The organism is Micromonospora sp. NBC_01796, assembly GCF_035917455.1.
GTDB lineage: Bacteria > Actinomycetota > Actinomycetes > Mycobacteriales > Micromonosporaceae > Micromonospora_G.
Window position 1 is genome coordinate 6,357,706 of the sequence record NZ_CP109078.1, and the last position, 25,261, is coordinate 6,382,966.

At 69.9% G+C, this 25,261-nt stretch carries 21 protein-coding genes; 9 read left to right on the plus strand and 12 right to left on the minus strand.

From position 1 onward, the window contains the following. Positions 1–33: 33 nt before the first annotated feature. Complete coding sequence (locus tag OIE47_RS28670; RefSeq protein WP_326557625.1) at positions 34–2,871, minus strand: AfsR/SARP family transcriptional regulator; 2,838 nt, start codon at positions 2,869–2,871, stop codon at positions 34–36. Positions 2,872–3,152: 281 nt separating this feature from the next. Here OIE47_RS28670 and OIE47_RS28675 point away from each other — a divergent pair, with 281 nt between their 5' ends. The 3 genes from OIE47_RS28675 (at position 3,153) to OIE47_RS28685 (ending at position 5,288) form a co-directional block, all read left to right on the plus strand. After that, entirely contained in the window at positions 3,153–3,569 is a 417-nt protein-coding gene (locus OIE47_RS28675; RefSeq protein WP_326557626.1) for a hypothetical protein, read from the plus strand. Positions 3,570–3,693: 124 nt separating this feature from the next. Then, positions 3,694–4,299 carry a hypothetical protein gene (locus OIE47_RS28680; RefSeq protein ID WP_326557627.1) on the plus strand — a complete coding sequence of 202 codons (606 nt, stop codon included), beginning with the start codon at positions 3,694–3,696 and terminating at the stop codon, positions 4,297–4,299. A 272-nt stretch (positions 4,300–4,571) separates the two neighbouring features. Next, the gene (locus OIE47_RS28685; RefSeq protein ID WP_326557628.1) at positions 4,572–5,288 is read left to right on the plus strand and encodes a spermidine synthase; all 717 of its coding nucleotides are present in this window, start codon (positions 4,572–4,574) and stop codon (positions 5,286–5,288) included. A gap of 24 nt (positions 5,289–5,312) precedes the next feature. Here the strand turns inward: OIE47_RS28685 and OIE47_RS28690 are convergent, their stop codons facing one another. The 4 genes from OIE47_RS28690 to OIE47_RS28705 form a co-directional block, all read right to left on the minus strand. Continuing rightward, positions 5,313–6,920, minus strand: coding sequence for a serine/threonine-protein kinase (locus OIE47_RS28690; protein ID WP_326557629.1), 1,608 nt, complete (start codon positions 6,918–6,920; stop codon positions 5,313–5,315). Positions 6,921–6,979: 59 nt separating this feature from the next. Continuing rightward, the gene (locus tag OIE47_RS28695) at positions 6,980–8,059 is read right to left on the minus strand and encodes an NAD-dependent epimerase/dehydratase family protein (RefSeq protein ID WP_326557630.1); all 1,080 of its coding nucleotides are present in this window, start codon (positions 8,057–8,059) and stop codon (positions 6,980–6,982) included. A 132-nt stretch (positions 8,060–8,191) separates the two neighbouring features. Then, positions 8,192–9,364: a hypothetical protein gene (locus OIE47_RS28700; RefSeq protein WP_326557631.1), complete on the minus strand. Its 1,173-nt coding sequence runs from the start codon at positions 9,362–9,364 to the stop codon at positions 8,192–8,194. Positions 9,365–9,723: 359 nt separating this feature from the next. Beyond that, positions 9,724–12,174, minus strand: a complete 2,451-nt coding sequence (locus OIE47_RS28705; RefSeq protein WP_326557632.1) for an ATP-binding protein — start codon at positions 12,172–12,174, stop codon at positions 9,724–9,726. A 270-nt stretch (positions 12,175–12,444) separates the two neighbouring features. Between OIE47_RS28705 and OIE47_RS28710 the strand changes: the two genes are divergently transcribed. Next, positions 12,445–13,704 (plus strand): hypothetical protein, encoded by a 1,260-nt coding sequence (locus OIE47_RS28710; RefSeq protein WP_326557633.1) that lies wholly within the window; start codon positions 12,445–12,447, stop codon positions 13,702–13,704. A 123-nt stretch (positions 13,705–13,827) separates the two neighbouring features. On the opposite strand, the gene OIE47_RS28715 is transcribed toward OIE47_RS28710, so the two are convergent. Next, positions 13,828–14,877 carry an alpha/beta fold hydrolase gene (locus tag OIE47_RS28715; protein ID WP_326557634.1) on the minus strand — a complete coding sequence of 350 codons (1,050 nt, stop codon included), beginning with the start codon at positions 14,875–14,877 and terminating at the stop codon, positions 13,828–13,830. Positions 14,878–15,023: 146 nt separating this feature from the next. Between OIE47_RS28715 and OIE47_RS28720 the strand changes: the two genes are divergently transcribed. Next, complete coding sequence (locus OIE47_RS28720; protein WP_326557635.1) at positions 15,024–15,914, plus strand: helix-turn-helix transcriptional regulator; 891 nt, start codon at positions 15,024–15,026, stop codon at positions 15,912–15,914. A 71-nt stretch (positions 15,915–15,985) separates the two neighbouring features. Here the strand turns inward: OIE47_RS28720 and OIE47_RS28725 are convergent, their stop codons facing one another. From OIE47_RS28725 to OIE47_RS28735, 3 genes are all read right to left on the minus strand, one after another. Continuing rightward, the gene (locus OIE47_RS28725; protein ID WP_326557636.1) at positions 15,986–16,183 is read right to left on the minus strand and encodes a DUF397 domain-containing protein; all 198 of its coding nucleotides are present in this window, start codon (positions 16,181–16,183) and stop codon (positions 15,986–15,988) included. Continuing rightward, entirely contained in the window at positions 16,176–17,057 is an 882-nt protein-coding gene (locus tag OIE47_RS28730; protein ID WP_326557637.1) for a helix-turn-helix domain-containing protein, read from the minus strand. The genes OIE47_RS28725 and OIE47_RS28730 overlap by 8 nt, the downstream gene beginning before the upstream one ends. A 348-nt stretch (positions 17,058–17,405) precedes the next feature. Beyond that, the gene (locus OIE47_RS28735; RefSeq protein WP_326563273.1) at positions 17,406–18,185 is read right to left on the minus strand and encodes a transposase family protein; all 780 of its coding nucleotides are present in this window, start codon (positions 18,183–18,185) and stop codon (positions 17,406–17,408) included. An 82-nt stretch (positions 18,186–18,267) separates the two neighbouring features. Between OIE47_RS28735 and OIE47_RS28740 the strand changes: the two genes are divergently transcribed. From OIE47_RS28740 to OIE47_RS28750, 3 genes are all read left to right on the plus strand, one after another. After that, positions 18,268–18,960 (plus strand): leucine-rich repeat domain-containing protein, encoded by a 693-nt coding sequence (locus OIE47_RS28740; RefSeq protein ID WP_326557638.1) that lies wholly within the window; start codon positions 18,268–18,270, stop codon positions 18,958–18,960. A 147-nt stretch (positions 18,961–19,107) separates the two neighbouring features. Further along, a complete protein-coding gene (locus OIE47_RS28745) occupies positions 19,108–20,043 on the plus strand; it encodes a transporter substrate-binding domain-containing protein (RefSeq protein WP_326557639.1) in 936 nt (311 codons plus the stop codon). Further along, positions 20,040–21,116, plus strand: coding sequence for a hypothetical protein (locus OIE47_RS28750; protein ID WP_326557640.1), 1,077 nt, complete (start codon positions 20,040–20,042; stop codon positions 21,114–21,116). Before OIE47_RS28745 ends, OIE47_RS28750 begins: the two co-directional genes overlap by 4 nt. 66 nt (positions 21,117–21,182) lie before the next feature. Here the strand turns inward: OIE47_RS28750 and OIE47_RS28755 are convergent, their stop codons facing one another. From OIE47_RS28755 to OIE47_RS28765, 3 genes are read right to left on the minus strand one after another with little or no spacing between them, the layout of a single operon-like run. Further along, the gene (locus OIE47_RS28755; RefSeq protein ID WP_326557641.1) at positions 21,183–21,425 is read right to left on the minus strand and encodes a hypothetical protein; all 243 of its coding nucleotides are present in this window, start codon (positions 21,423–21,425) and stop codon (positions 21,183–21,185) included. A 38-nt stretch (positions 21,426–21,463) separates the two neighbouring features. Beyond that, positions 21,464–21,799 (minus strand): hypothetical protein, encoded by a 336-nt coding sequence (locus tag OIE47_RS28760; RefSeq protein WP_326557642.1) that lies wholly within the window; start codon positions 21,797–21,799, stop codon positions 21,464–21,466. Positions 21,800–21,802: 3 nt separating this feature from the next. Continuing rightward, positions 21,803–22,936: a hypothetical protein gene (locus OIE47_RS28765; RefSeq protein ID WP_326557643.1), complete on the minus strand. Its 1,134-nt coding sequence runs from the start codon at positions 22,934–22,936 to the stop codon at positions 21,803–21,805. A 280-nt stretch (positions 22,937–23,216) separates the two neighbouring features. On the opposite strand from OIE47_RS28765, the gene OIE47_RS28770 reads away from it, so the two are divergent. Further along, positions 23,217–25,229, plus strand: a complete 2,013-nt coding sequence (locus OIE47_RS28770; RefSeq protein WP_326557644.1) for a hypothetical protein — start codon at positions 23,217–23,219, stop codon at positions 25,227–25,229. Positions 25,230–25,261: the final 32 nt, after the last annotated feature.

Here is a 25,261-nt window from a genome sequence, read left to right on the forward strand (position 1 = left end):
CCCCGGCCGCCACCATCGGGGCGCCGGCGGCGGTCACCGGCCGACGTGGTGCAGTTTGGTACGGATCGTCTCGGCGTCGTGGTGGCCGAGCTGGTCGAGGATCGTCAGCGCCCGCTGCCAGGCGAGACGGGTTCCGGCGAGGTCACCGGCGGCGTGCCGGGCGTCGCCGAGATGGGTCAGCACGATCGTCTCGTCGTAGCGGATGCTGAGCTGCCGGACCAGGTCCAGGGCCCGGTGGTAGCAGTCGGTTGCCCGGTCGAAGTCGCCGAGTCTGGTGTAGACGTGGCCGAGACTGTCCCACGCCTGGGTGACGCCGCGCCGGTCACCGGTCTCCTCGTGCAGGGCGAGCGACCGTCGGCAGCAGTCGAGCGCCTGCCGGTGGTCGCCGAGATGGGTCAGGTACCACCCGATGGCGTTGAGCCCGTCGGCCTGCCCCGCCCGGTTGCCGGTGGCCCGATAGAGCGCACTCGCCTGCCGCGCGTGCGGAAGCGCCTCCGCGTAGCGGCCCTGCCGGTCCATCGCCCAGGCGAGGTTGAGGTGGGTGTGGGCCTGGCCGGTCAGGTCGCCGGTCCGCTCGAACAGCTCCAGGGCGTGCCGGAAGTGGGTGAGGGCCGGGCCGGACCGGCCCAGTTTCGCGTGGGCGCGGGCAAGGCCCCAGTGGGCGTGGGCCTGACCGGACTCGTCGGCGAGCCGCCGGGCGGCAGCCATCGCGATCCGCTGGACCCCGATCAGCTCGTGCCAGTAACCGTGGATGTCGAAGTAGTCGAACAGGATCCACGCCAGCCGCCAACTGTGCCCGTCGAAGCCGGTACGGGCCGCCTGCTCGACCATGGCGAGCAGGACCGGCTTCTCGGCGGCGTACCAGGCGAGCGCCGGTGCGTACTCGGTGAACGGTTCCGGGGTGGTGCCGGGGTGCGGTACGGAACGGATGATCGGATCCCGGTGCGGATCCAGCAGCCGGGCGGTGGTGTCGCCGGTGTGCAGGTAGTGGTCGAACATCCGGCGCTGGGTGTCGACGCGCTCGGGCGCACCGTCGCGGGTCCCCGCCAGTTCCCCCGCGTACGCGCGGAGCAGGTCGTGGCAGGCGTACCGGCCGGGTGCGTGTTCGGCCAGCAGGTGCGTACGGGTCAGCTCGGCCAGCAGCGGCCGGACGCGCGCCGGCGGGAGCCCGGTGAGGCTGGCCACGGCAGGCTCGGCGATGTCCGGTCCGGGATGCAGACCGAGCAGCCGGAACAGCCGGGCCGCCCCGACGCTGAGGGTCCGGTAGGACCAGGAGAAGACGGTTCTGATGTCGGTCGCCGGGTCGCCACCGTCGAACGGGTCCAGGTCGGGGTCCGGGCCGTCCGCGGCCCGGTGCAGCTCGGCGGCGAGCGCGGCGAGTGGGAAGGCGGGCCGGATGGCGGCCCGCGCGGCGACGATGGCCAGCGCGAGCGGGAGCCGGGCCGACCGGGTGATGATGTCGTCGACCGTGCCCGGCTCGGCGGCGACCCGGTCCGCGCCGACCCGCCGGACCAGCAGGTCCCGCGCTTCCTCGGCGGTCAGCAGGTCGAGGATCAGCGCCTCGGCGCCCTCGCTCGCGATCAGTGGGGTGAGCTCGTCACGGCTGGTCACCAGCACCAGACAGCCGGGTGCGGCGGGCAGCAGCGGACGGACCTGCTCGACGTCGCGTGCGTTGTCGAGCAGCACCAGGACCCGCCTGCCGGCCAGCACGCTGCGGTAGAGCGCGGCCTGGGCGGCCAGGTCGGCGGGGATCCGCCGCGCCGGCACCCCCAACGCGTCCAGGAAGCCGCGGATCGCGGTCGCCGGGGGCAGCGAGGCACCGTCGGCCTCGAATCCGCGCAGGTTGACGTACAACTGTCCGTCGGGAAACCGGTCGGCCACCCGGTGCGCCCAGTGCACGGCGAAGGCGGTCTTACCGACCCCCGGGGTACCGGAGACCACGGCGATGACCGTCGTGGCCGATCCGGTCGCTCCGGGGGAAGCCGGTGGTGACGCCGCCGTTGTGAGCAGCCCGTCGAGCCGTGCCAGCTCGTGGTGGCGCCCGGCGAAGCCCCGTACGGGCACCGGAAGCTGTGCCGGCACCGGAACGGCGACCGGGGCGGGACCCGGCACCACTGTCGTCACCGGCGGGTCGAGGTCGGCGTCCTGCCGCAGGATCGCGGCTTCCAGGTCCCGCAGCGCCCGGCTCGGGTCGACCCCCAGGTCCTCGGCGAGCGTGGCGCGCAACCGCTGGTAGGCCGCCAGTGCCTCGGCCTGGCGCCCGCTGCGGTAGAGGGCCAGCATCAACCGGTGGTGGAGCTGCTCGTGGTACGGATGCTGCCGCGTCAGCCGCTCCAACTCCGGTACGAGCAGCGCGTGCTCACCCAGCGCCAGGCGTACGTCGACCATGTCCCGGATCGCCACCAGTTCGATCCGCGCCAGGCGGTCGGCCTGCTCGTCCAACCAGGTCAGACCGGTGACGTCGGCCAGCGGGCGGCCCCGCCACAGGGCGAGTGCCGCGCGCAGCCGGGAGGCGTTACCGGCCGGGTCCCGGTTGTCACCGCTCTCGCGGATGAGGCGCTCGGCGGTCTGCACGTCGGTGACCTCTCCCGGCAGGTCCAGCAGGTAACCGTGGGGGCGCACCGCGATCGCCTGCCGTACGCCGAGTTCGTCGCGCAGGTAGGACACGTGCCGTTGCAGGGAGTTCGACGCGGTCGAGGGGGGTTTGCCGTCCCAGACGATGTCGATGAGCCGGTCGCTGCTCACCGGCTGACCGGCGTGCAGGGCGAGGGCGGCGAGCAGGGCCTTGCGCCGTAGGCCGGGCACGGGCCGGACAACGCCGCCCACGGTCACGTCGACCGGTCCGAGAAGCCGTACCTGAATCGTGGCCACCCCCAAGAACCGGGCCGGACCCACACGCTACCGACCCGCCGCCGGCCGCCGGGGAGTCCGTCGTGGACCGGACACCCCCTTCCGGTACGACGTCAGCCCGCCTCAGCGCGTGTCAGCCCCGCCTCAGAACGGCCTGCCAGGGTGCCATCACCGCAGGCGGTCATGGTGCTGCCGCGATGGGCCGAGCCCCGGCCCGCCCGACGTCCGGCGTGCCACGCCGGACGGTTTCTCGATCGAGGGGACAACCAAGGGTCATGATCAAGTCCAGGGTTCTTCGTACGATGTCGACTGTCGTGGTGACGGCTGCGGTGCTCGCCGTCGCCACCGTCACCGGTGGTGCGGCTCCCGCGTTCGCGGCCACCGCCACCTTGTCGATCTTCACCGGGTGTCAGACCGACGACGGCCGTTACTACGACTACGTGCTCAGGGTGCAGGGCACCACCCGTTACTACCCGGACGGGATGCGGGTCGATGTCCGCCTCTGGGGCGACGACGAGTGGTCCGACGACCTCCTCGGCGGGCCGTACTCCAGCTATTCCGAGTCGAGCGGGTCCTTCTCCACCGCGGTCTGCATGAACAGCAGCACCCTCAACGAGGACATCGGCCAGGACGAGATCTACGCCGGGGTCCGGGTGTACGACCATGCCGGTGTGCAGCGGGAGACCGCCGAGACGAACCGGATCCACAACTACTTCTGATCACCCGCGGGCGGTGCACCACGACGTCCGCGTTTCGGGCCGACGTCAGCGCCGCCTCAGGCCCGGCGGCCATTGTCGTCGCAGCGACCGGGCGCCGCCCGGTCCCGAGCAGAGGGAGGAAACAATGGTACGGAACCGAAGAGCGCGACTGCTCGCGTTGGGCGTAGCCGTGGCGGTGCTGCTGTCGGCGCCGGGATCGGCATTCGCCGAGGACAACCAGCCCGGGCCACCGAAGGCGACCGACTGTGCGGTCGAGAACACCGACGACAAGGGCAACGTCACCGTCACCTACGTCCCCGAGGGCACCACGTTCGGGCTGTTCCACTGCCGGGGCGGAGACTGGCACTTCGGGTGGTACCCGTTCGACTCCGAGGTGCAGGCCGTCGCCGAGGTGATCACCGTGGACCCCAAGGGCGTGGCCAGCGTCGACGAGGCGGTGATCGACGGACGCGCGGGGGACATCAGGGCAGGGGAGATCAAGTACATCCTCGACGCGGCCGGGGTTCCCGACCCGGTGTCGCCGGACCAGGCAGTGGTCTTCTCCGAAGACGGCAAGGAGCTCTACACCGCACGGGACCTGACCGAGAAGACGACCATCGGTGACCTCGCGGTGAAGGCCGGCACCGAGGCACCCACGGTGGAGTTCTCGAATCGGAAGAGGCCGAGGATCACGATCACCATCAAGTGCAAGCTGTTCCCGCCGTGGTGCTCGATCACCATCCGGTGGTGACGCTCGCCGAAGGGGTGGCGCGAGGCCGACCGGAATAGCGGGACGCGCACGGTCGGGGGGCTCGGTACGCGCGGGCGACCGGCCAGGGAAACGTCCCACCCGGTGACGATCCACCGGGGTCGGACGGCCTGGCCGGTCGCACCACGCCGCGACGACGAGGGGCCGGTCGGGATCCGCGGGTCACCCTGTAGGGTGCAGAAATCTGTTCCGACCCCGTGAGCTGGGATTTCGCGGGCCGCCGGCAGCGGTCGACCACAGGGAGAGTGCTGCGGGTGGGTGCGCGTTTCGAGGAACTCGACTGGCGCGAGACGGAGATCGGCGCGATCAGCCTGCGGCGCCGGTTCGACCCGTCACTCCAGGTCGAGGTGTACGAGGTCAAGCTCGACGACGAGTTCCTCATGTCCAGCCTGTTCACCGTGGCCGAGGTCGAACTCGCCCGGCTCGGCCTGGCCGAACTCTCCGGTGGCGACCTCGACGTGGTCGTCGGCGGACTCGGGCTCGGCTACACCGCGCGGGCGGTCCTCGAAGACCCACGGGTGCGTTCGCTGACGGTGGTGGAGGCGCTCGGCGAGGTCATCGGGTGGCACCGGGACCACCTCCTGCCGTACGCGGCCGAGCTGACCTCGGATCCGCGTACCCGGCTGGTGCACGGGGACTTCTTCGCCATGGCCGCGAGCGGGTCCGGCTTCGACACCGGGGCGCCCGGCCGGCGGTTCGACGCCGTACTGCTCGACGTCGACCATTCCCCGCGTCAGGTCCTGCACCCGCGCAACGCCGCCTTCTACACCGCCGCCGGCCTGCGCCGACTTGCCGACCGGCTGCGCCCGGGCGGGGTGTTCGGACTCTGGTCCAACGATCCACCCGACGACGACTTCACCGCCGTACTCGGCGAGGTGTTCGCCGCGACGCAGGCGCACGTGGTGAGCTTCCCCAACCCGTTGCAGGGACGCCCGGCGACCAACACCGTGTACGTGTCCCGGTTGGCCTGAATCCTCCGCGACACCACCGTCGACTCAGGAGCAGTGCTCGAAGGGGCTGTTGTAGCTCGCCCCGCCGGCCGACCCGCCCCACTTGACGCAGGTGCCGGCGGCCTGCGCGCGTACCGGCCCCGCGTAGTACGCGAAGGAGCCGCTGTCGGTGCTGCGGGGTCGGCCCTGCACCTCCAGGTACGCCGACACCGCCGACCCGGTGCCGACCGAGGTGGTCTTCATGGTCACCGTGCAGTTGTAACCGTTGCCGTTGTGGTAGAGCAGGTACACCTTGCCGTACTGGGTCCCGTCCGTGCCGGTCAGCGTCGCCGAGTCGACAACCTGGTATCCGCTGCCGCAGACCTCGACCGGGGTGTGCGGGTTGCCGGCGGCCGGGGCCTGGGTGGTCTTCGTGGACGGTTTCGGGCTCGCGGGCATGGTCGGCCCGGTGGTCGGGGGCGCTGTCGCCGGTGCGGTCGCTCTGCCGGGTGTCACCGCCGGCCGGCTCGCCCCGCCGGTCGCCGGTGCGGTGGCCTCGACCGGCGGGGCCGGGTCGGCACCGGCGGCCGATGCCTCGACCGGCACATTCGCCACCGGCTGGGTCGGTGCCGGATTCTCCTCGGGCGAAGAGGGGAGCAGGGCGACCAGGCTGACCAGCCCGATCACGACCGCCGCCGCGACACCGCCGAGCAGGAGGTTGCGTCGCCGGTTGCCACCGGCGGCGGGCATTGCGACCGGGGCCGAGGGCGGGGGCGGGTCCGCCGGAGGGGCCGACGGGACGGTGGTCGAGTTGTCGGCAGCGCCGATCGGCAGGGACAGCGGCGCGGTGCCCTGGGTGGCGCGGGCGGCGTCGGCGAAGGCGGCGGCGGTCGGGAACCGGTCGGCGGGCGCCTTCGCCAGTGCCCGGCTCACCAGCGCGGCCACCGCCGCCGGGATCTCCTCCGGCAGCGCGGGCGGCTCCTCCTGCAGGTGCCGGGTCACCACCTCGATCGGGTTGTCGCCGGTGAACGGCGGCCGGCCGGTGAGGCAGCAGTACGCGACCGCCCCGAGGGCGTAGATGTCGGTCGCCGCCGAGACCGGTCGACCCGCCGCCTGCTCGGGGGCCATGTAGTGCGCCGACCCGAGGACCATGTTGGTGGCGGTGATGCTGGTCAGGTTCGCCGACCGGGCCACGCCGAAGTCGACGAGGACAACACTTCCGTCCGGCTGGACCAGCAGGTTGCTCGGCTTGACGTCCCGGTGCACGATGCCGGCGGTGTGCGCGACGTGCAACGCCTGCGCGGCCTGCGTCACGATCGACATGGCCTGTGCGATGTCGAGTTCGGCGGTCTCCCGGATCCACGTCGACAGCGGTACGCCCTCGATGTACTCCATCACGAGGTAGTCCACCCGGCGGCCGTCGACGACCGCGTCCTCGCCGTAGTCGTAGATCTGCACGATGCCGGGGTGACGCAGCGCGGCCATCATCCGTGCCTCGGTACGGAACCGGGTGATGAACTCCGCGTCCGAGACGAGTGCGGGTAGCAGCACCTTGACCGCGACCTTGCGTCTGAGCAGGACATCCGTGCCCCACCAGACATCGCCCATGCCACCGGTGGCGACACGTTCGTTCAACTGGTAACGACCACTGAGCACGATCCCCCGAGACAGCACCGGGACACGGTACCCGTCGCCGAACTGTCGTTACCCACGCCCGTGTCGCGGTCCGGCGGTCAGCCGGCCACGACGGACGGCGTCCGGATCGCGGCCGGGGCGCGCAACTGCGCGGTCGCGAACCCGGCGACGCCGTCGGTGAACCCGATCCGGGCGCGGAACCCGATCAGTTCCGCCGCTCGGGCCGGGTCGGCGACCACGTGCCGTACGTCCGCCGGTCGACCGCCGCCGACCACCACCGGCGTCGGGCCGTCCATCGCGGCCGCCAACTCGTACGCCAACTCCCCGACCGTGTGCGGCTCACCGGAGCAGATGTTCAGCGGCACCGACCCGTCCGGCGGCGGGGCGGTGAGGGCCAGCAGGTTCGCCCGTGCCACGTCGCCGACGTGGACGAAGTCGCGCCGCTGCCGTCCGTCCTCGAGCACCCGGGGCGCCTGCCCGCCGGCCAGCGCCGACCGGAAGATCGACGCCACTCCGGCGTACGGGGTGTCCCGGGGCATTCTCGGCCCGTAGACGTTGTGGTAGCGCAGCGCCCAGACTCCGCCCCCGGTCTGCCGTGCCCACGCCGCCGCCAGGTGCTCCTGGGCGAGCTTGGTCGCGGCGTACGTGCTGCGCGGTTCCAGCGGCGCGTCTTCCGGCACCAGCCCGGGGGCCAGCGCCCGGCCGCAGGTTGGGCAGGTCGGGTCGTACCTGCTCGCGGCGAGGTCGGCCGGGCGCCGGTCCGTTGGTCGGACCACCGCGTGGACCGGGCAGTGGTAGCGGCCCTCGCCGTAGACCACCATCGAGCTGGCCAGGACCAGCCGGCGTACGCCCGCCGCGTGCATCGCGGCGAGCAGGTGGGCGGTGCCGAGGTTGTTGTGCCCGGCGTACTCGGGGGCGTCCGAGGGGTCGAGTCCGTGGCCGACCATCGCCGCCTGGTGACACACCGCCTCGACCCCTGACAGCAGCCGGACCAGCAGCCCGCCGTCGCGTACGTCGCCGACCACCAGGTTGTGCCGCCGCGACCAGGGCGGAATCTCCCCGCCGTGGGCCTGTGGCAGCAGCGCGTCCAGGACCACGACCTCATGCCCGTCCTCGACGAGCAGGTCGGCGACGTGGGATCCGATGAACCCGGCCGCACCGGTGACGAGTATCCGCATTCCGGTCACCGTATGGCTCGCTCGGCGCCCCTGTCCCGCGATCGGCCCAAGCCGCCTCCTCGGTCCGGGTCGGAACGGGTGCCCGGACCCCGGCTCGGTCCGGGCACCCGTTCCGCCTGGAAAGCTAACCGCTTACCTGATCATGGTGATCGAGGTGTCGAAGCCGACCCGGACCGGGTTGCTCGTCGGGAACGAGAAGACCTCGCCGGACCACGGCGGTGGCCCCGGCGGCGGGGGGATCGGGCGCCGCCACCACCAGAAGAACCACCACCAGATGTTGTTGCCGCACCAGGCCACGTACACGTAGTCGTCGACGACGGTGAGCGAGATCGGACCCCCGGGACGGGCGATTCCCGGCTGGCTGGCCACCGCCGGCTCGATCCATCCGCCGGCGAGGTTGGTCGCCACCCGGATCGCACCGTCGGCGCCCGCGAAGAAGACGCTGAGCTGGCCGGTGGTGAACTGCGCCGCGGCGAGGCGCGCCCCGACCGGTGCCGCGCCGACTCCCGAGATGGCCACCGGGTCCCACGGATCCGGTAGGCCGCCGGCCGCGAAGTTCACCCGCCAGAGCCGTCCGTCGAGGCCGGTGAGGAACGCGTACACCACGGCACCGGAGGTCGCGGCGACGCCGCCACCGGGCGGCGCCAGGCCGGGCGGGCTGGCCGGGACCGTGGCCCAGGTGTTGGTGCCGGTCCGCCAGACCGACTGGAGCCCGCCGTCCGCGCCGACGAACAGGGCGCCCGGCACGTTGCCCTGCCGGGTCGCGGCGACGACCGCGCCCGGCGGCGCGATCCCGGTCGCGGAGATCCGTTGTGGTCCGGCTCCCGGCTGTACGCGCTGGACGTACGACGCGCCGTACAGCGCCCCGTCGTTGCCGACAAAAAAGGCGTGTACGCCGTCCGCGGTGCTGACCGCGCTCACCTGTCCACCGGGCGGCGCCAGTCCACCCGCCCCGTCGGTGAAGATCCTGAATCCACTGCTGGCGGAGTTGGTGGTGCCCGCGACGAGCGCACCCTGGGTTCCGATGACGAAGGTGGCGAGGTTCCCGTCGGGTTGGCGTACCGCGCTGACGCCCGCCCCGGGTGGCGCGATCACCGCGTTGCTGACCGGGCCGGACGGCCCCGACGACGGCCCGGTCGTGGCCGGGTAGAGGCGGCCGTCCGCCCCGATGGTGAAACCGACGAGTTGGGACGGGGCGAGCTGCGCGGCTTGCCCCGGTGGTGCGCCGAGCGGTGCGACGGCGGTGGCCACCGCCACGCCGACCGCCACCGCGATGCGCCACCGTCTGGTGTGGGTCTGGCTCACGGAATTCCCTTCGTTCTGGGTGCGAACCTTCCGACCACAGGTTCTCCACCCGGTCGCCTCGGTGGCGGGAATTCGACGAAAGTGCCAGCCATTCGTGAATTGCTATGCGTACCCATTGACGAAAGGTACGCAAGGTGTCACGCGGGAGTGGGATCTGCCGAACAAAACCCCTGTTCGGAGCCTTTGTGGCCGTCCCGGATTCCCTATTCCGGGTTGCGCCCGGACACCTCGATCCCAATAGTCGGCGCGACCTGCGATGATTGTCCCGGCGTCGGTTCCGCTGTCCGGGAATCGGCCGGACAGCGGTCGCGTACGCCATGCTGATGGTGGATTTCCTGCCGGTTCCGGGAATTGTCGGGTCAGGACGGTGAATTGGCGTCGGGGCGCAGTTTCGTCCACACCTGCTCGGCGTCCGGGTGGCCGAGCCGGTCGAGGATGTCGGCGGCCTGCCGCCAGGCGGAGCCGGCCCGATCGACGTCGCCCACGCCGTGGTGGGTGTCGCCGAGGTGCGTCAACGTGGTGGCTTCGAAGTAGCGCTCCCCGGCCTCCTGCCACAGCGCGAGCGCGTGCTCGTAGCATTCGACGGCCTCCCGGTGGTGCCCGAGATGGTGGTGCGCGTAGCCGAGGCTGTCCCAGGTGTGCGCCTGCCAGTACCGGTTGCCGGTCCGCTGCTGCTCGGCGAGGGCCCGCTCGCAGTAACCGAGCGCCCGCCGGTGGTCGCCGAGCTGGATGTGGTACCAGCCGATGTTGTTCAACGCGTTGGCCGCGCCGTGCCCGTGACCGGCACCCTCGAACAGGTCGAAGGCCCGTTGCGCGTGGTCGAGCGCCTGCCGGTAGTCGCCCTGGCGCTCGGCCAGGATGCCGAGGTTGAGCTGCGTACGGGCACTTCCGACGTCGTCGCCGAGCTGGCCGTACAGGTCCAGGGACTGGCGCAGATGGGCACCGGCCTCGTCGTAGCTCCCCAGGCGCAGGCAGGCCACCGCGCGGTTGCGGTGGACGCGCGCCTGGCCGAGCCGGTCACCGGACCGGGTGGCGGCCTCCAGGGCGAGCCGCTGTACGCCGGACTGGTCCTGCCATGCCCCCAGCCGGTCCAGGTAGGTGTTCAGCGTGCAGGCGAGCTGCCAGGCGTGGGTCTCGAAACCGGTGCCGGCGGCCAGTGCGGTGGCGGCCAGCAGCGCCCGGTGTTCGGCACCGAGACAGGCCCACGCATGATCACGGTCGCGCAGCTCGATCGTCGCCACCCCGTCGTGCACGGCGGGTACGTCGATCGAGTCACGATGGTGGTAGAGCAGCAGGTCCGCGCCGTGCGCGGTGTGCAGGTAGTGATCGAACAGCCGGGTCAGGGCGTCGCGCCGATCCTGGTCGGGATCGTTCGCGTCGACCTGCTCGAGCGCGTACGCCCGCAGGAGGTCGTGCAGGGCGTACCGGCCGGGCAGGGGCTCGGCCAGCAGGTTCGCCCGGGTCAGGTTGGCCAGCGGTGCCCGTACGTCCGCGACCGGAAGGCCGGCGAGACTGGCGGCGGCCGGCACGGACAGGTCCGGGCCGGGGTGCAGCCCGAGCAGACGGAACAGCCTCGCGGTCGCCGGGTCCAGACCCCGGTAGGACCAGGAGAGGACCGCCCGTACGTCGGCACCGGCCTCACCACCGGTGAACCCGTCGAGGCTGCCCCGCGTGCCCTCCAACTCGTCGGCCAGCCTGGCCAGCCCGAAGTCCGGATGGGTGGCGGCCCGTGCGGCCACGATGGACAGCGCCAGCGGCAGCCCCGCCGACGACGCGACGATCCGGTCCACCGCCGCAGGCTCCCGGGCCACCCGCCGGTCGCCGAGACGGCGGGACAGCAGCTCCAGCGACTCCGCCGCCGGCAGCAGGTCCAGGAGCAGCGGATGCGCACCCTCCGCCGCGACCAGCCCCGGTAACTGGTTGCGACTCGTCACCACCACCAGGCAGCCGGACGAACCGGGCAGCAACGGACGTACCTGGTCGGCGTCACGGGCGTTGTCCAGCAGGACGAGCATCCTGCGCCCCACCAGCAGGCTCCGGTAGAGCGCCGCCTGCGCGGTCAGCCCCGCCGGGACGCGCTCGGCGGGCACACCGAGGGCCTCCAGGAAACCCCGCATCGCCTCGGCCGGGCTCATCATCGACCCGGTGGCGTCAAAACCGCGCAGGTTGACGTAGAGCTGCCCGTCCGGGAAACGGTCCGCCACCCCGTGCGCCCAGTGCAGCGCGAGGGCGGTCTTGCCGACCCCGGCCGTCCCGCCGATCGCCGAGATCAGCACCGTACCCGGTGCGCCGGCCGACTCCGCGAGCAGTTCGGTCAGGGCGGCGACCTGCGGCGCCCGTCCCGCGAAGTGCCGTACCGCCGCCGGCAACTGCCGGGGGACGATCGACCCGTCGCCGATCCGTGGGTGCTCAGGGGCCGACGGCTTCGGCTGCTCGGCTCGCGAGGCACGGCGACCCACCTCGGTGTGCGCCGCACCGCTGAGCCGCTCGCCTGCCCGGACACCGTCCGCGGCCCGCAGCAACCGCCAGTGCTCGGCGTCCCACCGGGCCAGGTCGGTCAGCTCGGCCGGCAGCGGTACGCCGACCTGCTCGGCGTGGGCGGAGCAGGCACTGACGTACGCCGCCACGAAGTGCCACTCGGGCAGTGACTTGGCATTGAGCTTGTCGCTCAGGGTGGAGCGGGCGAGCGGCTGCTGCAACCGGGCGGCGACCGCGACCAGTTCGTTCAGCGACGGCGCACCGGCGAGTTGCCGCAGCCGCCTGAGTTCGTCGACGAACTCCAGCAGTGCCTCCCGGCCGGCTTCCCCCATACCGCACCTACCTCCGGCACCGGTTCCGATCTTCGAACGCCCCACCCAGGGTAGCCGGATGAACTCATGCTGATCGATGTCGTCCGGGTCGCGGCCGACTTTGACAACAACCTGCTCCGGGAAACCTACCGAGGCTGGCGATCCTGACCTGCGCATTCAAGCTTCCCTGCAGGAGCGCCCAGGTTCGCTGCGTCACGCTGTCGGCACCGGAGCCTGCGGCAAGTAGTGGAGTCCGGTCAGGATCGCTCGTTTCACCTGAAGGGACTGCGCATGACGCGACACCGCTCTCGTAGTCGCTGGTTCCGGCGCTCCGCGCTGGCTCTGGCGGCACTTCTGCTTCCGACCGTGGGTGCGGTCGGGTTCATCCAGGCACCTGCCAACGCCGACCCGGTCGCTGGCGTCATCACCATCATGACGAATCCGTCCGCGTACAGGCTTTCCAGCTATACCGCCCCCGAGGACAGCGGCGGGCTGATGAACATCGGCCGGAGCATGACCGCCCGAACCATCGACTGGGTGATGAGCCAGGCAAATCGGAATCGCGAGCCGCTGTGCCATGCGAGCACGTACTCCGCATTGACGAGCCGGGCCGGCGCGAACCCGGTCGGCTTCTGCTGGGACAGCGACACCACCGATGACAGCAGTACCGCGTGGGTCCCGCAGGGCATAACCACCACCCGTGACGCGTTGTCGGCCAACACCTACGACGGCCACCAGCTCGTCGCGACGAGCTGGCACAACGCCGACTCGACGAGCAACCGGATCAGCCTGGTCGACTGGGACGCCACCTACGAGGACTTCTACCGCCACGTCCTGCTCGTCGAGCCGACGAACGGCTCGGAATACTACAAGACCGTCGCCGGTCATGCCGGCGGTCTCATGTGGTACGGGAACCTGCTCTACGTGGCCGACAGCGCCCGCAACCAGTTCCGGATCTTCGACTTCAACCAGCTCTTCTCCGCGAACGTCACGGACTACTGCGACTCGAGGGTCGGGCATTCCTATGATGCGGTCGCTCGCCTGGACAAGAACTGTGCCAGCGGATACGCCTACATCATGCCGCAGGTCGGCACGGAGCGGTCGATCGGCTCACCGCTGACCCTGTCGTCGATGTCGCTGGACCGGTCGACAAGTCCGGACAGCATGGTCATCGCCGAGTACGCCACCCAGGCTCAGATAGACGCCGGGGCCACTCCGAGGGTGGTGCGCTTCGCACTCGACTCGGGGAGTCGCCGACCGCTGACCGGCGTCGCGATCGAGGGCTACACCACGAAGCTGCCGCGAACGCAGGGGGTGGCGAGCAGGTACGGCACCTACTACTTCGCCAGCAGCGGTGGCAGCGCGACCGCGCGGGGCGCACTGAGGGTCTGGGCCACCGGACATTCCACCTTTGCCAACTACCCCTGGGTCATCGGTGCGGAAAGCCTCTCCTACTGGGGTGGTAGCTCGGACCTCATCTGGACGGTGACCGAACACGTGAACCAGCGGCTCGCTGTCGCGGTGAACGCCAGCGCCTACCCGCCGAGCTGACGGCGGTGCCGAGCAGCCGGTGAACCAGCCGGCCGGGCCGTCGGAAACCCACTCGGGACTTCCTGCGGCCCGGCCGGCTCCTCCGGCGCCGGCATCCGGTGGACTCCCGTGCCGGTAGCGGAGTCACAGGTGGCGGACGTGGGTGAGCAGCGCGTCGAGGAACCGGTCCGGTTGGGTGAAGGCGGCGAAGTGGCTGGCGTCCCCGATCAGCACCAGCGCCTTGGTCGGCGCCTGCACCTCGGCGTAGTACTCCTGGGCCAGGGTGGTCAGGGTCAGCACGTCGGTCTCGCCCTGGAAGATGAAGAACGGTACGTCGAACCGGGTCCCGTAACGCCGCGCGTCGTACGCCATGAACTGCTCGAACAGCACCCGCTGCGAGTACGCGAAGCCGGAGGCGAGGTGGACGACATCGCGCAGGGAGTGGGTCGGTGAGGTCAACGCGAGCGGGAACAGCAGCTTGGTGACCGCGTTCGGTTCGACCGGATCGGTCTTCATGGTCCAGTTCATCTTCCTGCCCCAGGTGCTCAGGTCCCACCGGGAGGGGTCGGGGTCGATCCGCTCCAGGATCGCGACCGCCCTGGTGTTGCCGGCGGCCCGCAACCGGTCGAGGGTCAACCGCAGCCCCTGCGCCTCGTTGCGGGCCATGTCCACGTAGTGGTCGGTGCCGACGTAGGCGCTGAACAGGTCGGGGCGGCGCTGGACGAGCGGGATCCCGACCAGGGTCCCCATCGACCCGGCCAGCAGGATCACCCGTTCTTTGCGCAGGTGCCGGCGCAGGAACTCGACCACCTCGATCCCGTCCTCGACCATCCGGTCGAAGGTCATCTCCCCGCTGCCCGACCTGCCGTTACGCCCCAGGGTCTTGCCCGCACCGCGACGGTCCCAGTGGACCACCGTGAAATGCCGCTCCCACGAGCGCAGCAACGGCGTGAAGACCGAGTACGGCGACCCCGGCCCGCCGTGCACCACCAGCAGCACCGGGTTGTCCCGGTCCTCGCCACGGATGCCGATCCACTGGTCGATCCCGCCGATCCGGACGAACCGCTCCTCGGCAATGCCGTTGGATGTGTTGATGGTCAGCTTCGCCCCGACCCGGCGCCGCAGGACCGTACGGTAGGCCAGGCCCCCGACGACCGGTACGGCGGCGGCGCAGGCCAGGATGGTTCCGATCATTGTGAGCTCCCGGAAATCGTGGTGTGTGCAGCCATCGTTCGTCCGGAAACGGGCCGGGCCCAGGGTGCGGTTGTCACCCCGGTTGGCGGTTCATAGGTCTGGCAGAACCAGGCTCGGGCCACCGGGACGAGTCGATACTGGACGGCATGGATCCCCGTGCGGAGTTGAGTGAGTTCCTGCGGTCCCGCCGCGCACGGCTGCGGCCCGAGGACACCGGCCTGCCGGTCTTCGGCGGCCGGCGCCGGGTGCCGGGGCTGCGCCGCGAGGAACTGGCCCAGTTGGCCGGGGTCAGTGTCGACTACTACGTACGCCTGGAACAGGGCAGGCTGGGCAACGTCTCCGAGTCGATTCTGAACGCCGTCGCGGTCGCCCTGCGCCTGGACGACGCCGAGCGCACGCACCTGTACAACCTCGCCCGGCCTGCCCAACGCCATCGGCCGCAGCAGCGACACAGTGGCAACCGGGAGCAGGTCCGCCCGGGCCAGCAGTGGCTGCTCGACGCCCTGTACGAGGTCCCGGCGTACATCCTCGGCCGGCGGCTGGACGTCGTCGCCTGGAACGACCAGGCCAGCGCTCTGCTCTCGGTCGACCTCGACGCGCTCGCCCCAGAGGAGCGCAACCTGGCCCGGCTGATCTTCCTCGACGACACCTCCCGCGACCTGTGGGGCAACTGGACCCAGAAGGCACGGGACACCCTGGGCGGCCTACGGATGCACGCCGGCCTGTTCCCGGACGATCCGCTGATGGCGCAGCTCGTCGGCGAGCTGTCGTTGAAGAGCACGGAGTTCCGGCAGTGGTGGGCGGATCACGACGTCTGGGTGAAGCCGCACGGCACCATGCACTTCCACCATCCGATCGTCGGCGAGTTCAGCCTCGCGTACGAGGCGCTCGCGGTGCCGGACGCCCCCGAACAGACTCTGGTCACGTACACCGCGCAGCCGGGCTCCGCCGCCCACACCGCCCTGCGCCTGCTCGCCACCTGGCACGCCGACTCCCGCGACCGCCACCAGGCCCCACCGATGTCCGAGCCCGCCTGACGCTGCGACGAACGACATGACCGAGAGCACCCGCCGGGTCCGCCGGGCGCGCTCGTGTTTGTCGTACGCCCTCAGCTCGTCCTGCTGGCCGCCCGGATGAAGCTGGTCCACGCCTCGGGGGAGAAGGTGAGGGAAGGCCCGCCCGGATCCTTGCTGTCACGTACGGCAACGATGTTGGGCAGATTGCCGGCAACCTCGACGCAGTTGCCGTTGTTGTCCCCGCTGCGGGTGCTCTTGCGCCATCGGGCACCGACCAGTCCATCAGCCATGGTGGACCCTTTCCTTGATGTTGATGATCAGCCTCCTCGATTGTTCCTCATCAAGTGCCAGCGTTTCGAGGCTGGTCCAGATCTTTTCGTAGACGGCGAACTCCTCCGGTCGATCCAGGTAGAGGGCGCCGGTCACCGACTCGCTGTAGATGATTGGTGGCTCTGGGACCGTCCGGTTGGTCAGCGGGAATTCGAGCATGACGAAGGCTCCCGCCAGGGCACCGTTGTGCGCACCAGCCGACAGAGGCAGGATGCGGATCGAGACATTGGGGAGTTCGGCACGGTCGAGCAGGTGAGCCAGTTGGCTCGCCATCACTGCTGATCCCCCGACGCGCCGGAGCAACACAGCCTCCGACAGGACCCATGCCAACTGTGGTGCTTTGGGCATCCGACGAGCCAGTACACCTTGCCTCTGGTGACGAACTTCCAGCACCTCCTCCAACTCTTCCTTGGGCATGTTGGGGCGGTTCTGGTACACCCCTCGGGTGTAGTCCGGAGTCTGGAGGAGGCCAGGCACCAGAGTGTCGTCGTGTTCGCGTAACCGGGATGCGGCCTGTTCCAGGCCGACGTACATTTCGAACCACTCGGGGACGGCGTCCCCGTACGAATGCCACCAGCCCTTGGCTTTGGTTTCGCTCGCCAGTCCCGTCAGCGCGGCGGTCAGTTTGGGCGTTGCCCGGTACAGCTCGCACATCGCCCGTGCGTCGATCATGCGGACCGCGCCGAGGCCGGTCTCGATCCGCCACATCTTCTGCCGGCTGCACTGCAACGCCTCCGCCACGCCGTCCAGAGTCATCCCCGCCTCGGTGCGCAGCCCCCGCAGCGCCCGCCCGAGTTGCCGCCGAGGCACTGTTGATCCCAGGTCGTCGGCCATCCGTCACCCGCCCCCTCACGTCACATTTTGTTACATCTGAAAGCCATCGTTGAAACGCGTAAACGTTGCCCGGAGTGAGCCAGGAAATGCGGCAACCATTTATCGCGATCGCGCTTCCGACCCTACAAGACGGTTATGACAAGCGCTATAAGCGTGCAACCGTTTTGCCGTTACCCACCTACCTGGACCTGTTGACCCGGACGCGGTAGCGTGCCGGCGATGGAAGACTCGCAGGAACAACAACTGTTCGGTAATCGCTGGGCCGACGCGGTGGGCCGGACGGGCAACGCAGTGCCTAAAGGACGTCTCGTAACTCGGTGAAGGCGTGGCCGGGTAAGGCTGCTGGTGTCACCCCGTCAGGATGATGTTGTGGATGTGGGCGATACCGGATGCGGTGTCGGCCAATGTGCGGGCGGCGCGGCGGTAGTCACGCAGGATCTTGAAACACTTCATGCGGGCCAGGGCGTGTTCGACCTGCGCCCGGACGGTGCGGTGCTGCTTGTTCAGGTTGGCCTTCCACTCGGGTAGCTCGCTGCCGTCGGTGGGCTTGCGGTACGGGATGATCACCTCGGGGTTGCCGCGGTAGGCGCCGTCGGCCATGACCGGGCGTCCGGCCAGCTTCTGGTCGATACCGGAGGTGCGGTAGACGATCGTGTCGTTGCGGTTGCCGGGTTGCGGGTCGCCGAGGGCGACGACGAGGCGGGTGTGGGCGTCGATGGCGACCTGCAGGTTCGTGCTGTAGCGGTAGTTCTTGCTCGGGGCGGCCAGGCGGTGGTCTCGGGTCGGGATGAGAGTGCCGTCGACGATCGCGATCTGGTCGATCCGACGCCGCCGCACCGGGGCCAGGGCGAGGAGGGGGCCGAGGGTGTCGATGACCCGGTGTGCGGCGGAGTGCGATACCCCGAACAGTGGGCCGATCTGGCGCATCGTCAGGTTCGTGCGCCAGTACGCGGCCACCAGCAGTACCCGGTCCGGCAGGTCGAGAGACCACTGCCGGCCCGGCCGGCCGTCAGCGATCGCGTCCCCGCCACGCTCGGCGACCAGCGTGACGAGTCTGCGGAACTGGACGGGCTGCAGCCCGGTGAACGGGAAGATCCACTCCGGGCGAGCTGCCGAGATCACCTGCACCCCGACATGATCCACCATGGACCACCTATCGAGTTACGAGACGTCCTTTAGGCCGCGCTGCAATTGCATCGACCAGCACGAGGTGCGGCCACCGAGCCGGGTGCGCTTCCACGCCGAGCGCCAGGACACCTCGCTGCCCGCGTGGCAACGACTGCTCGAAGTGGTGGACGAGGCGGCCACCGACGGGCGCGAGGTCTTCAAGCCACTCGTGGAGCTGAGCCCGCAGGAGCGGCGGGACATCATCACCCTGCCGCCGACCATCGCCAGGCTCACCGAGGTCAAGCACCTCAACCTGTACGGCTCCAGCTTGGTCCGGATTCCGCCGGAGATCGGCGCGATGAGCAGCCTGGAGGAGTTCAGCCCGTACACCTCCAGCCGCCTGCACTGGTTCCCCTACGAGCTGACCCGATGCCCGAAACTACGGAACAGTACGGTCAGCACCCGCGCCATCTACGGCAACTTCAAGTACCGTCCGTCCTTCCCTGAGTTGCAACCGGCACGGTCCTCGACTGCCGGCCTGGACTGTGCCCAACTCGACCCCGGGACCTGGGGTTACGACGCCATCGAGTCGTGTGGCGTGTGTCAGCGGCCGATCGGTACGGCCGGGTTGCGGCAGGTGTGGATTTCGCTCCGGATCGCGACCGACGTCCTGCCCCTGTTGGTGAACGCCTGCTCTCCGGCCTGCGTCGAGGCGCTACCAACGCCACCCGATGACCATGTCCAGCGGCCGCACACCGGTGGCCCCGACCTGGTCCAGCCACCCAGCTACCACTGAGCCCGGGGCCAGGCCGCTGGCCCGCAGATTCCCGAATGCGATCAGTTCGATACCGGCTGCGTGAAGGTCTGGTGACCGATCGTGCGGGGCGTCGATACGCTGGAGGTTTCCGCGCACTCACTCCAGCTTCGAGTTGAGGACGGGCAGATGACTCCTACTTCCGCGCCACCCACTTACCGGTCCCTGGCCACCAGTGTCGCGGTGGTCCTCACACTCGCCCTTGCCGCAGCAGCCGGCTGCCAGAGCCAGCAGGACCCCAAGCTGGAGTCGGTGCAGGAGAAGCTGAAGCAGACCCATATCTACCAGCAGGGCAAGCTGCGGGTCGGGGTGGCCGGCACCGAGCCGCTGATGGGTGAGGTCGAAAACGGCGTCTACAAGGGATTCGACATCGAGATCGCACGCTACATCGCCTCGTCGCTGGGGTACTCCGCGGAGGATATCGAGTTCAAGGCGGTCGAGACCGAAAACCGCATTCCCAGGCTGCAGGGTGGCGACGTCGACCTGGTGGTGTCCAGCTTCTCCATCACGGAGGAGCGGGAGAAGCTGGTCAGCTTCGCCGGCCCGTACTTCGTCACCACCCAGGAGGTGCTCATCCCGGTGGCAATGAAGGGGAAGATCCAGACCATCGAGGATCTGCGCAACCCCGCGTACCGGGTCTGCACCAGCGGCGGTTCGACCAGTGAGGAGGAACTGGAGCGGCACAAGGTTTCGCCCTTGGTGGTGATGACGACCAACGACTGCGTCACCGGAATCCGTGATGGCCGGTACGACGCGATGAGTTCCGACGAGACCATCCTCGCCGGGTTCATGTCCCGCTATCCGAAGGAGTTCGAGATCGTGGGCATGCCGTTCGGCACCAGCGAACGGCTGGGCATCGGCGTACCGATCACCGATCCGGCGCTGCGCGATCTGGTCGCCTACTTCCTGCAGAAGAGCTACCTGGCCGGCCGCAACGGCGGTAGCAGCCCGTGGCGGACGGCGTACAACAGGACGCTCGGGCCCTGGCTGGGCGCGGACCGGAACCAGCCGGCGCCGGAGAAGGTACCGGACCTGATCGACTTCGACGAGCGGTCGCCGCGATGACCCGCGCGGTCTCGGACCAACCGGTGGCCGCCGACCCGGGGGCGGACGGCGCGACGGCGACGGCCGGATCCTGGGCCGGGCCGCCGAGGGATGACCCCGAACGCCGCGCGCGGGCCAGCCAGTCCTTCTGGGCCGTGGCGGTCGGCGCACCTGCCATCTTCTCGGTACTCCGCCTCGGCGTCGAAGCCGGAGGCGAGTTGCAGACCACCTTGCTGCTGGTCGCCAACGTCGGGCCGGTCAACCTGGTCGCGGCGTTCGTCACCACCGCCACCCGACTGGTGTCCACCGCCCTGGTGGCCGTGTTCGCGATCGGCGCGGTGCTGGCGGTCAGCGCCGATCGCGAACCGAACGGGCGGCTCGGCCGGCGCCGGCCGATCTTTGCCCGGTGGGCCGACGTCGCACCGGTCTGGTTCGTGATCGCCTGCTTCGGCCTGGCGCTGGTCACCTGGCAGGTGCTCTACCTGCCGCTGCTCCTGCCGGCGCTCGCCGCCACGTTCCAACTCGACCCGGTACGCCTGTTCGAGCACCTCGTCATCCGGGCACTGGTCATCGGAGCGGGCCTGCTGGCGTACTCCTGGTTGGTGTTCCCGACCACCTGGAACGCCCTCGAACAGGGCGAGTACGTCGTGGCCCTGCTCTTCACCGTGCCCCCGCTGGTGGCGCTGTTCGTCGCCGGCCCGATCCTGCCCTCGATCGCCCGGCTGCTCGCGTCCGTCGGCCAGGCGGCGGCGCTGGTCATGCTGGTCTGGGCGGCGGTGCCGGTGATCACGACGCCGGTGCTGCCGCTCACCGTCACGACCGTCGAGGACACCGGAGGCACAGACGAGGACATCCGTGGTCACGTGATCAGCGTGGACGACGTGAACGTGGTGATCCTCCAGGAGCGCGGCGGGGTCCGGTACGTCCCGGTCGACCGGGTCGCGTCGCAGGTGCTCTGCCCCACGGAGGAGGAGCTACCCCGCTACCGACTGCGGGTACGCGACTTCCACATCGAGGACTCGCTGCTGGTCGGCCTCGGGCGGTTCGTACGCCCCCAGGCTCCGATCGATGCGGCCTGCCGAATCATCCCCTGAACTTGTCGGCTGGACGGGGTGGTTGGTGTGCTGTCAGGAATCGCTGGCCTGCGCAACCGCCCGTGACTACTGCACCTCGCGGCGCACTAAAGCCACGCCGCAGGACAGCAGGATTCCCAGTGCGACCAGCCCGATCCGGAGCCAGGGAACGTCCCTGGTGGGCTTCACCCCGATCGACACCGACACGCCCAGCGTACCGATGACGATCAGGCAGATGAGTACGCTCAGCACGCGATATACCACGCCATACTCTGACCACCAGGCCCAGGTGCCGAACAGGGCGGCGGTGAGCATGAGCAGATTCAGCAAGATCAGCGAGAATGCGAGCTGTCCCCGTGCCCAAGCAGTCACGGCTTTGCATCCTCTGCGGCTTCGGAGGGGACGGTATCGGTGTGGCCCGGATGAGCCGTTGCATCCGTGTCGGCATCCTGGAGCTCGCGCGCCTGCAGCTCGATCTCGGCGCGCTCGGTTGCCGTCAGGTCGCCCTGCCGGGTCAACGACTCGGTGAACGCGTCTCCGAGGGCCTGCCCATGCCACGAGTGGGCGGCTGCGGCACGGAGACCGGCCTCGCCCGTGAGCACGGTCCGTGCCAGCGACCCGAGTGGGTCATCCTTGCCTCGGTTCCGGGCGAGCGTAGACAGGACCGCGCGGGCCAGTGGTTGCTGGGTGATGTCCTCGGCCATGGTTTATCCCTGGTATCCGGCGGGGTGCTGATACGGCTTCAGATCCGAGAGTTGGGTGACTCCGAGACCGGCGTCGATCATCGCAATTGCACCCGCGATGCTCTTGAAGATGGTCTCGGCGTTGCCGTAGACCTTTGAGATGTCCTTGTACAGGTCGTAGGCCTGCCAGGCGTAGTAGGCGGCGACGCTGTAGCCGGCGACGGCGCCAATGCCGGTCTCGATCGTCGCCGTGCCGACCACGGCCGCAAGGTTCACGATTATGAGCAGGTCGAGCAGTTTCGCAATCAGTCCGCTGACCACGGCGAAGAGCTGCTTGGCCGCCTCGGCCGCCTGTATGTAGAGATCGGCGTACTGGTCGCAGGCCGAGTGCAGCGCCATCGTCGAGGCACCGAGAGCGAGCTGGAACTCCTGTTCGGCCTCTGCGGCGTTGCCGCGCCACACACCGGACACGTCCGCCGTCCCGCTGGTCAGGTTACGACCGGTGTCCTGCATCGCGTTGCCGACGATCCGCCAAGCGGCGGCGCAGTGCACGTACGATTTCCAGTCGCCGCTGAAGGTCTTGGCCCAGCCCTCGAACGGGTCGTGACCGAACAGCCAGACGCTGACCTGGCGTAGCCAGGACGCCGGACTGACCAGGTCCGTCAGGGGGTTGATCTGCCACATCTCGATGCTGGTCGCGTAGCTGGGCGAGACGAGGTGACGGGCGGGCGCGGCAACGTCGGAAAAGGGCGGGACCTCGGCAGCGGGCCAAAGATCGGGACGCCCCGTGGCCAGCGTGCCCCGTACCTCGGCGGGATCACGTGCACCCGGATAGCTTTGGTCCAGTCTTGCGGAGGCCGAGGTATCCGATGCCGCGTAGTCCCGCTGCGCCTGATTGATCTGGGTGGCGGCAGCTCTGGTCAGAGTCTCGAGCCGCTCCAAACTCGCCGTGACGCGCCCGTACGCGACCTGGTGTGGGCCGGCGAAGAGGAAGAGTATTCCTTGCTGGTCGAATTCCAGGTCGCAGTGCTTTCTTGCATAGGTCAGCGTGTCATTCGCGTCGCCGGATGCTCGGTGGAGCAGGTTGTACAGGCCGTTGAGACCGGCTGGGTCCACATAGAAGCCGCTCATGTTCCCCCGTCGAACGTCGGTCGGCACCTCGCGGCACAGTAATAGCCGGCGATCAGGAGAGTCAACGCCCCGTCGCCTTCGGTAACCGATCCGACAGGACGAGCGAGCCGTCGCCGACCGGCCATCCGGCGCGGGCGATTGTCCCGGCCGATCGGGACTGCTGTCACTGATGAACCGGGACGTTTCTCGGGTGTCCTTCTACTCGGCACAGATCGAGGGAAGGGGTCCAGTTGCGGTACAGACCAGGGGCCGTACGCGCCATCGCGTCCGTCCTCATGACGACGACCGGGCGCGGGGGGTGGACGCGGTGAGGGACGGCTTCCTGCTGTTTCCGTTCTCCCCGGCCGATCAGGGGCGGATCGATCCCACCTCGATCAGCGTCACGGACATCGGCTACGCGCCGGCGCCGGTGGCCGGGCAGCCCTACCCGCAGGCTATGCGATTGGCGTTCCGGCTGACCGCCGGCAGTCCCGTACCGCAGGTCCGGCCGTTGTTTCCCGGGCAGTTGCGGTTCGTGGCCGACCCGGCGGCCCCGGGGGTCATCCCGGCGCCCGACGACGTCGAGTTCACCGAAACCGCGTACGCCGGGTGGCGCACCATCGGCATGCTCCGGCTGACCGTCGATCCGGAGGCCGCCCGGGCGCTGGGTGAACTCGACCCGGATCTGGCGGTGCTGCCGAACGTCGTCTGGTACGGACCCGTACGCATATCCCAGGAGTTCCTGTTCAGCACGCTACGGACGGGGCTGCGCGCGGAGCGGTTGGGTGGCACTCCGTCCATCCCGCCCAGCGATCCGCGCTGGGCCAAGCATGCGGTGGCGGCGTTCCTCGACGGACGGTACGAGCCGACCATCAGGGCCGGGGCCACGGCGGCCACCGACGACCGGATCGCGCACCCGATGCCGACTGTGCACCCAACCGGTGCGCAGCATGACGTCACGCTGCTGGTCACCGCGGCGACCCGGCAATCGCCGAAGGACGGGCCCCGGGAGCGGTTCAACGTACTCAGTGCGGGGGTGGACGAGGACGATCCGGCGCACAGCGCCAACGGTGCCGTACCCGCCCGGCACGTGTACCGGGTGCTGCGCCAGCATCTGACGGACGCCGCCACCGGTACGGCCGTACCCGATGCGGTGCTGGCCACCGGCGGATCCGCGCCGGTCTACCACGCACTGCGCTGCACCCGTACCTGGCAGCCGGTGGCCGAGTGTTCGGTCCACTTTCCGGCGCAGCGGATCTCCGTCGCCGATCCGGCGGGCAATCCCCTGGCCGTCCAACGCCTCCCGGCTCACGGTGTCTTCTTCTGGTCGTACCCCGCCGACGCACCCGTACGGGATCTGCGGGTTTCCGTCGCCGGGGGGATGCGGTGGATCGACGGGGGGACAGCCGACGTGTGGCGGCAGCCGGCCGCAACGGTGGCGCTCGCGTATGACCTTGCGGCCACGCCGTCGCCGCACCTGCAACTGCGCCTACCGATGGGCGAGGCGATGCTGACCGAGCCCCGGGACGCTCCGGGCGGCGGCAGGTGCACCTACATGTCGATGCGGCGGTCGGTACGGGCGCTCACCGACAACCGGGTCTGCGGCGGCCGGCTGAACTTCGGACGGGGCGTCACCGGGCCGGGAACCCGCCAGCTCATGGACGACGCCTGGGCAGGCACCCCGGCACACGCGGGGATCCTGCGCAACAACCAGCCGCTGCCGAACCTCTCACCGGACGTCGGCGCGCCGCGACTGGTCCCGGTGCTGCGGGCGTTCTTCCCGGACGAGGTTCCGGCCCAGAACATCGGCGGCAGCACGCACCGCGCGACCGCCTACGACGGCGGTGAGATGGCGTACCGGCTCTGGCAGACGATCATCGGCTCGTTCCACGCGGAGGGGACGAAGCGTAACTTCCCGCCGACCGTCATCGGGCGCGGTGGGCCGGGGGTGCTCGTCGCGACCGGGCTCGCCGCCGGATTCCAGCTCGATCCGGTACGCCGGCCGGGCGAGACCGACAGCGTCTACTTCGACCGGGTGGTGGGCCTCGCCACCGCCGGGATCCGTCCCGGCGCCCTGCTCCAGTTCTGGAACCTCGACACCGACTTCGAGGGCATCAAGGCCACCCAGACCAGCGCGAACGCGCACCCGATGGACTCGTACGGGCACTCGCTGGTGTTCGTCGGGTACGACCGGGACGGCACGGGCGCGGTCACCGGCCTGATCACCATCGACCAGTTCGGCGAGGGAATCCGGACGATCGGGGGCGCCGCGGGCTCGCGGCTCATCGAGTGGGGCGGGGCCGACCAGCAGATCTGGGTCGCCGCCAACTGGGCGGAGTGAGCGGATGTACCAGCCACCAGCCACCAGCCACC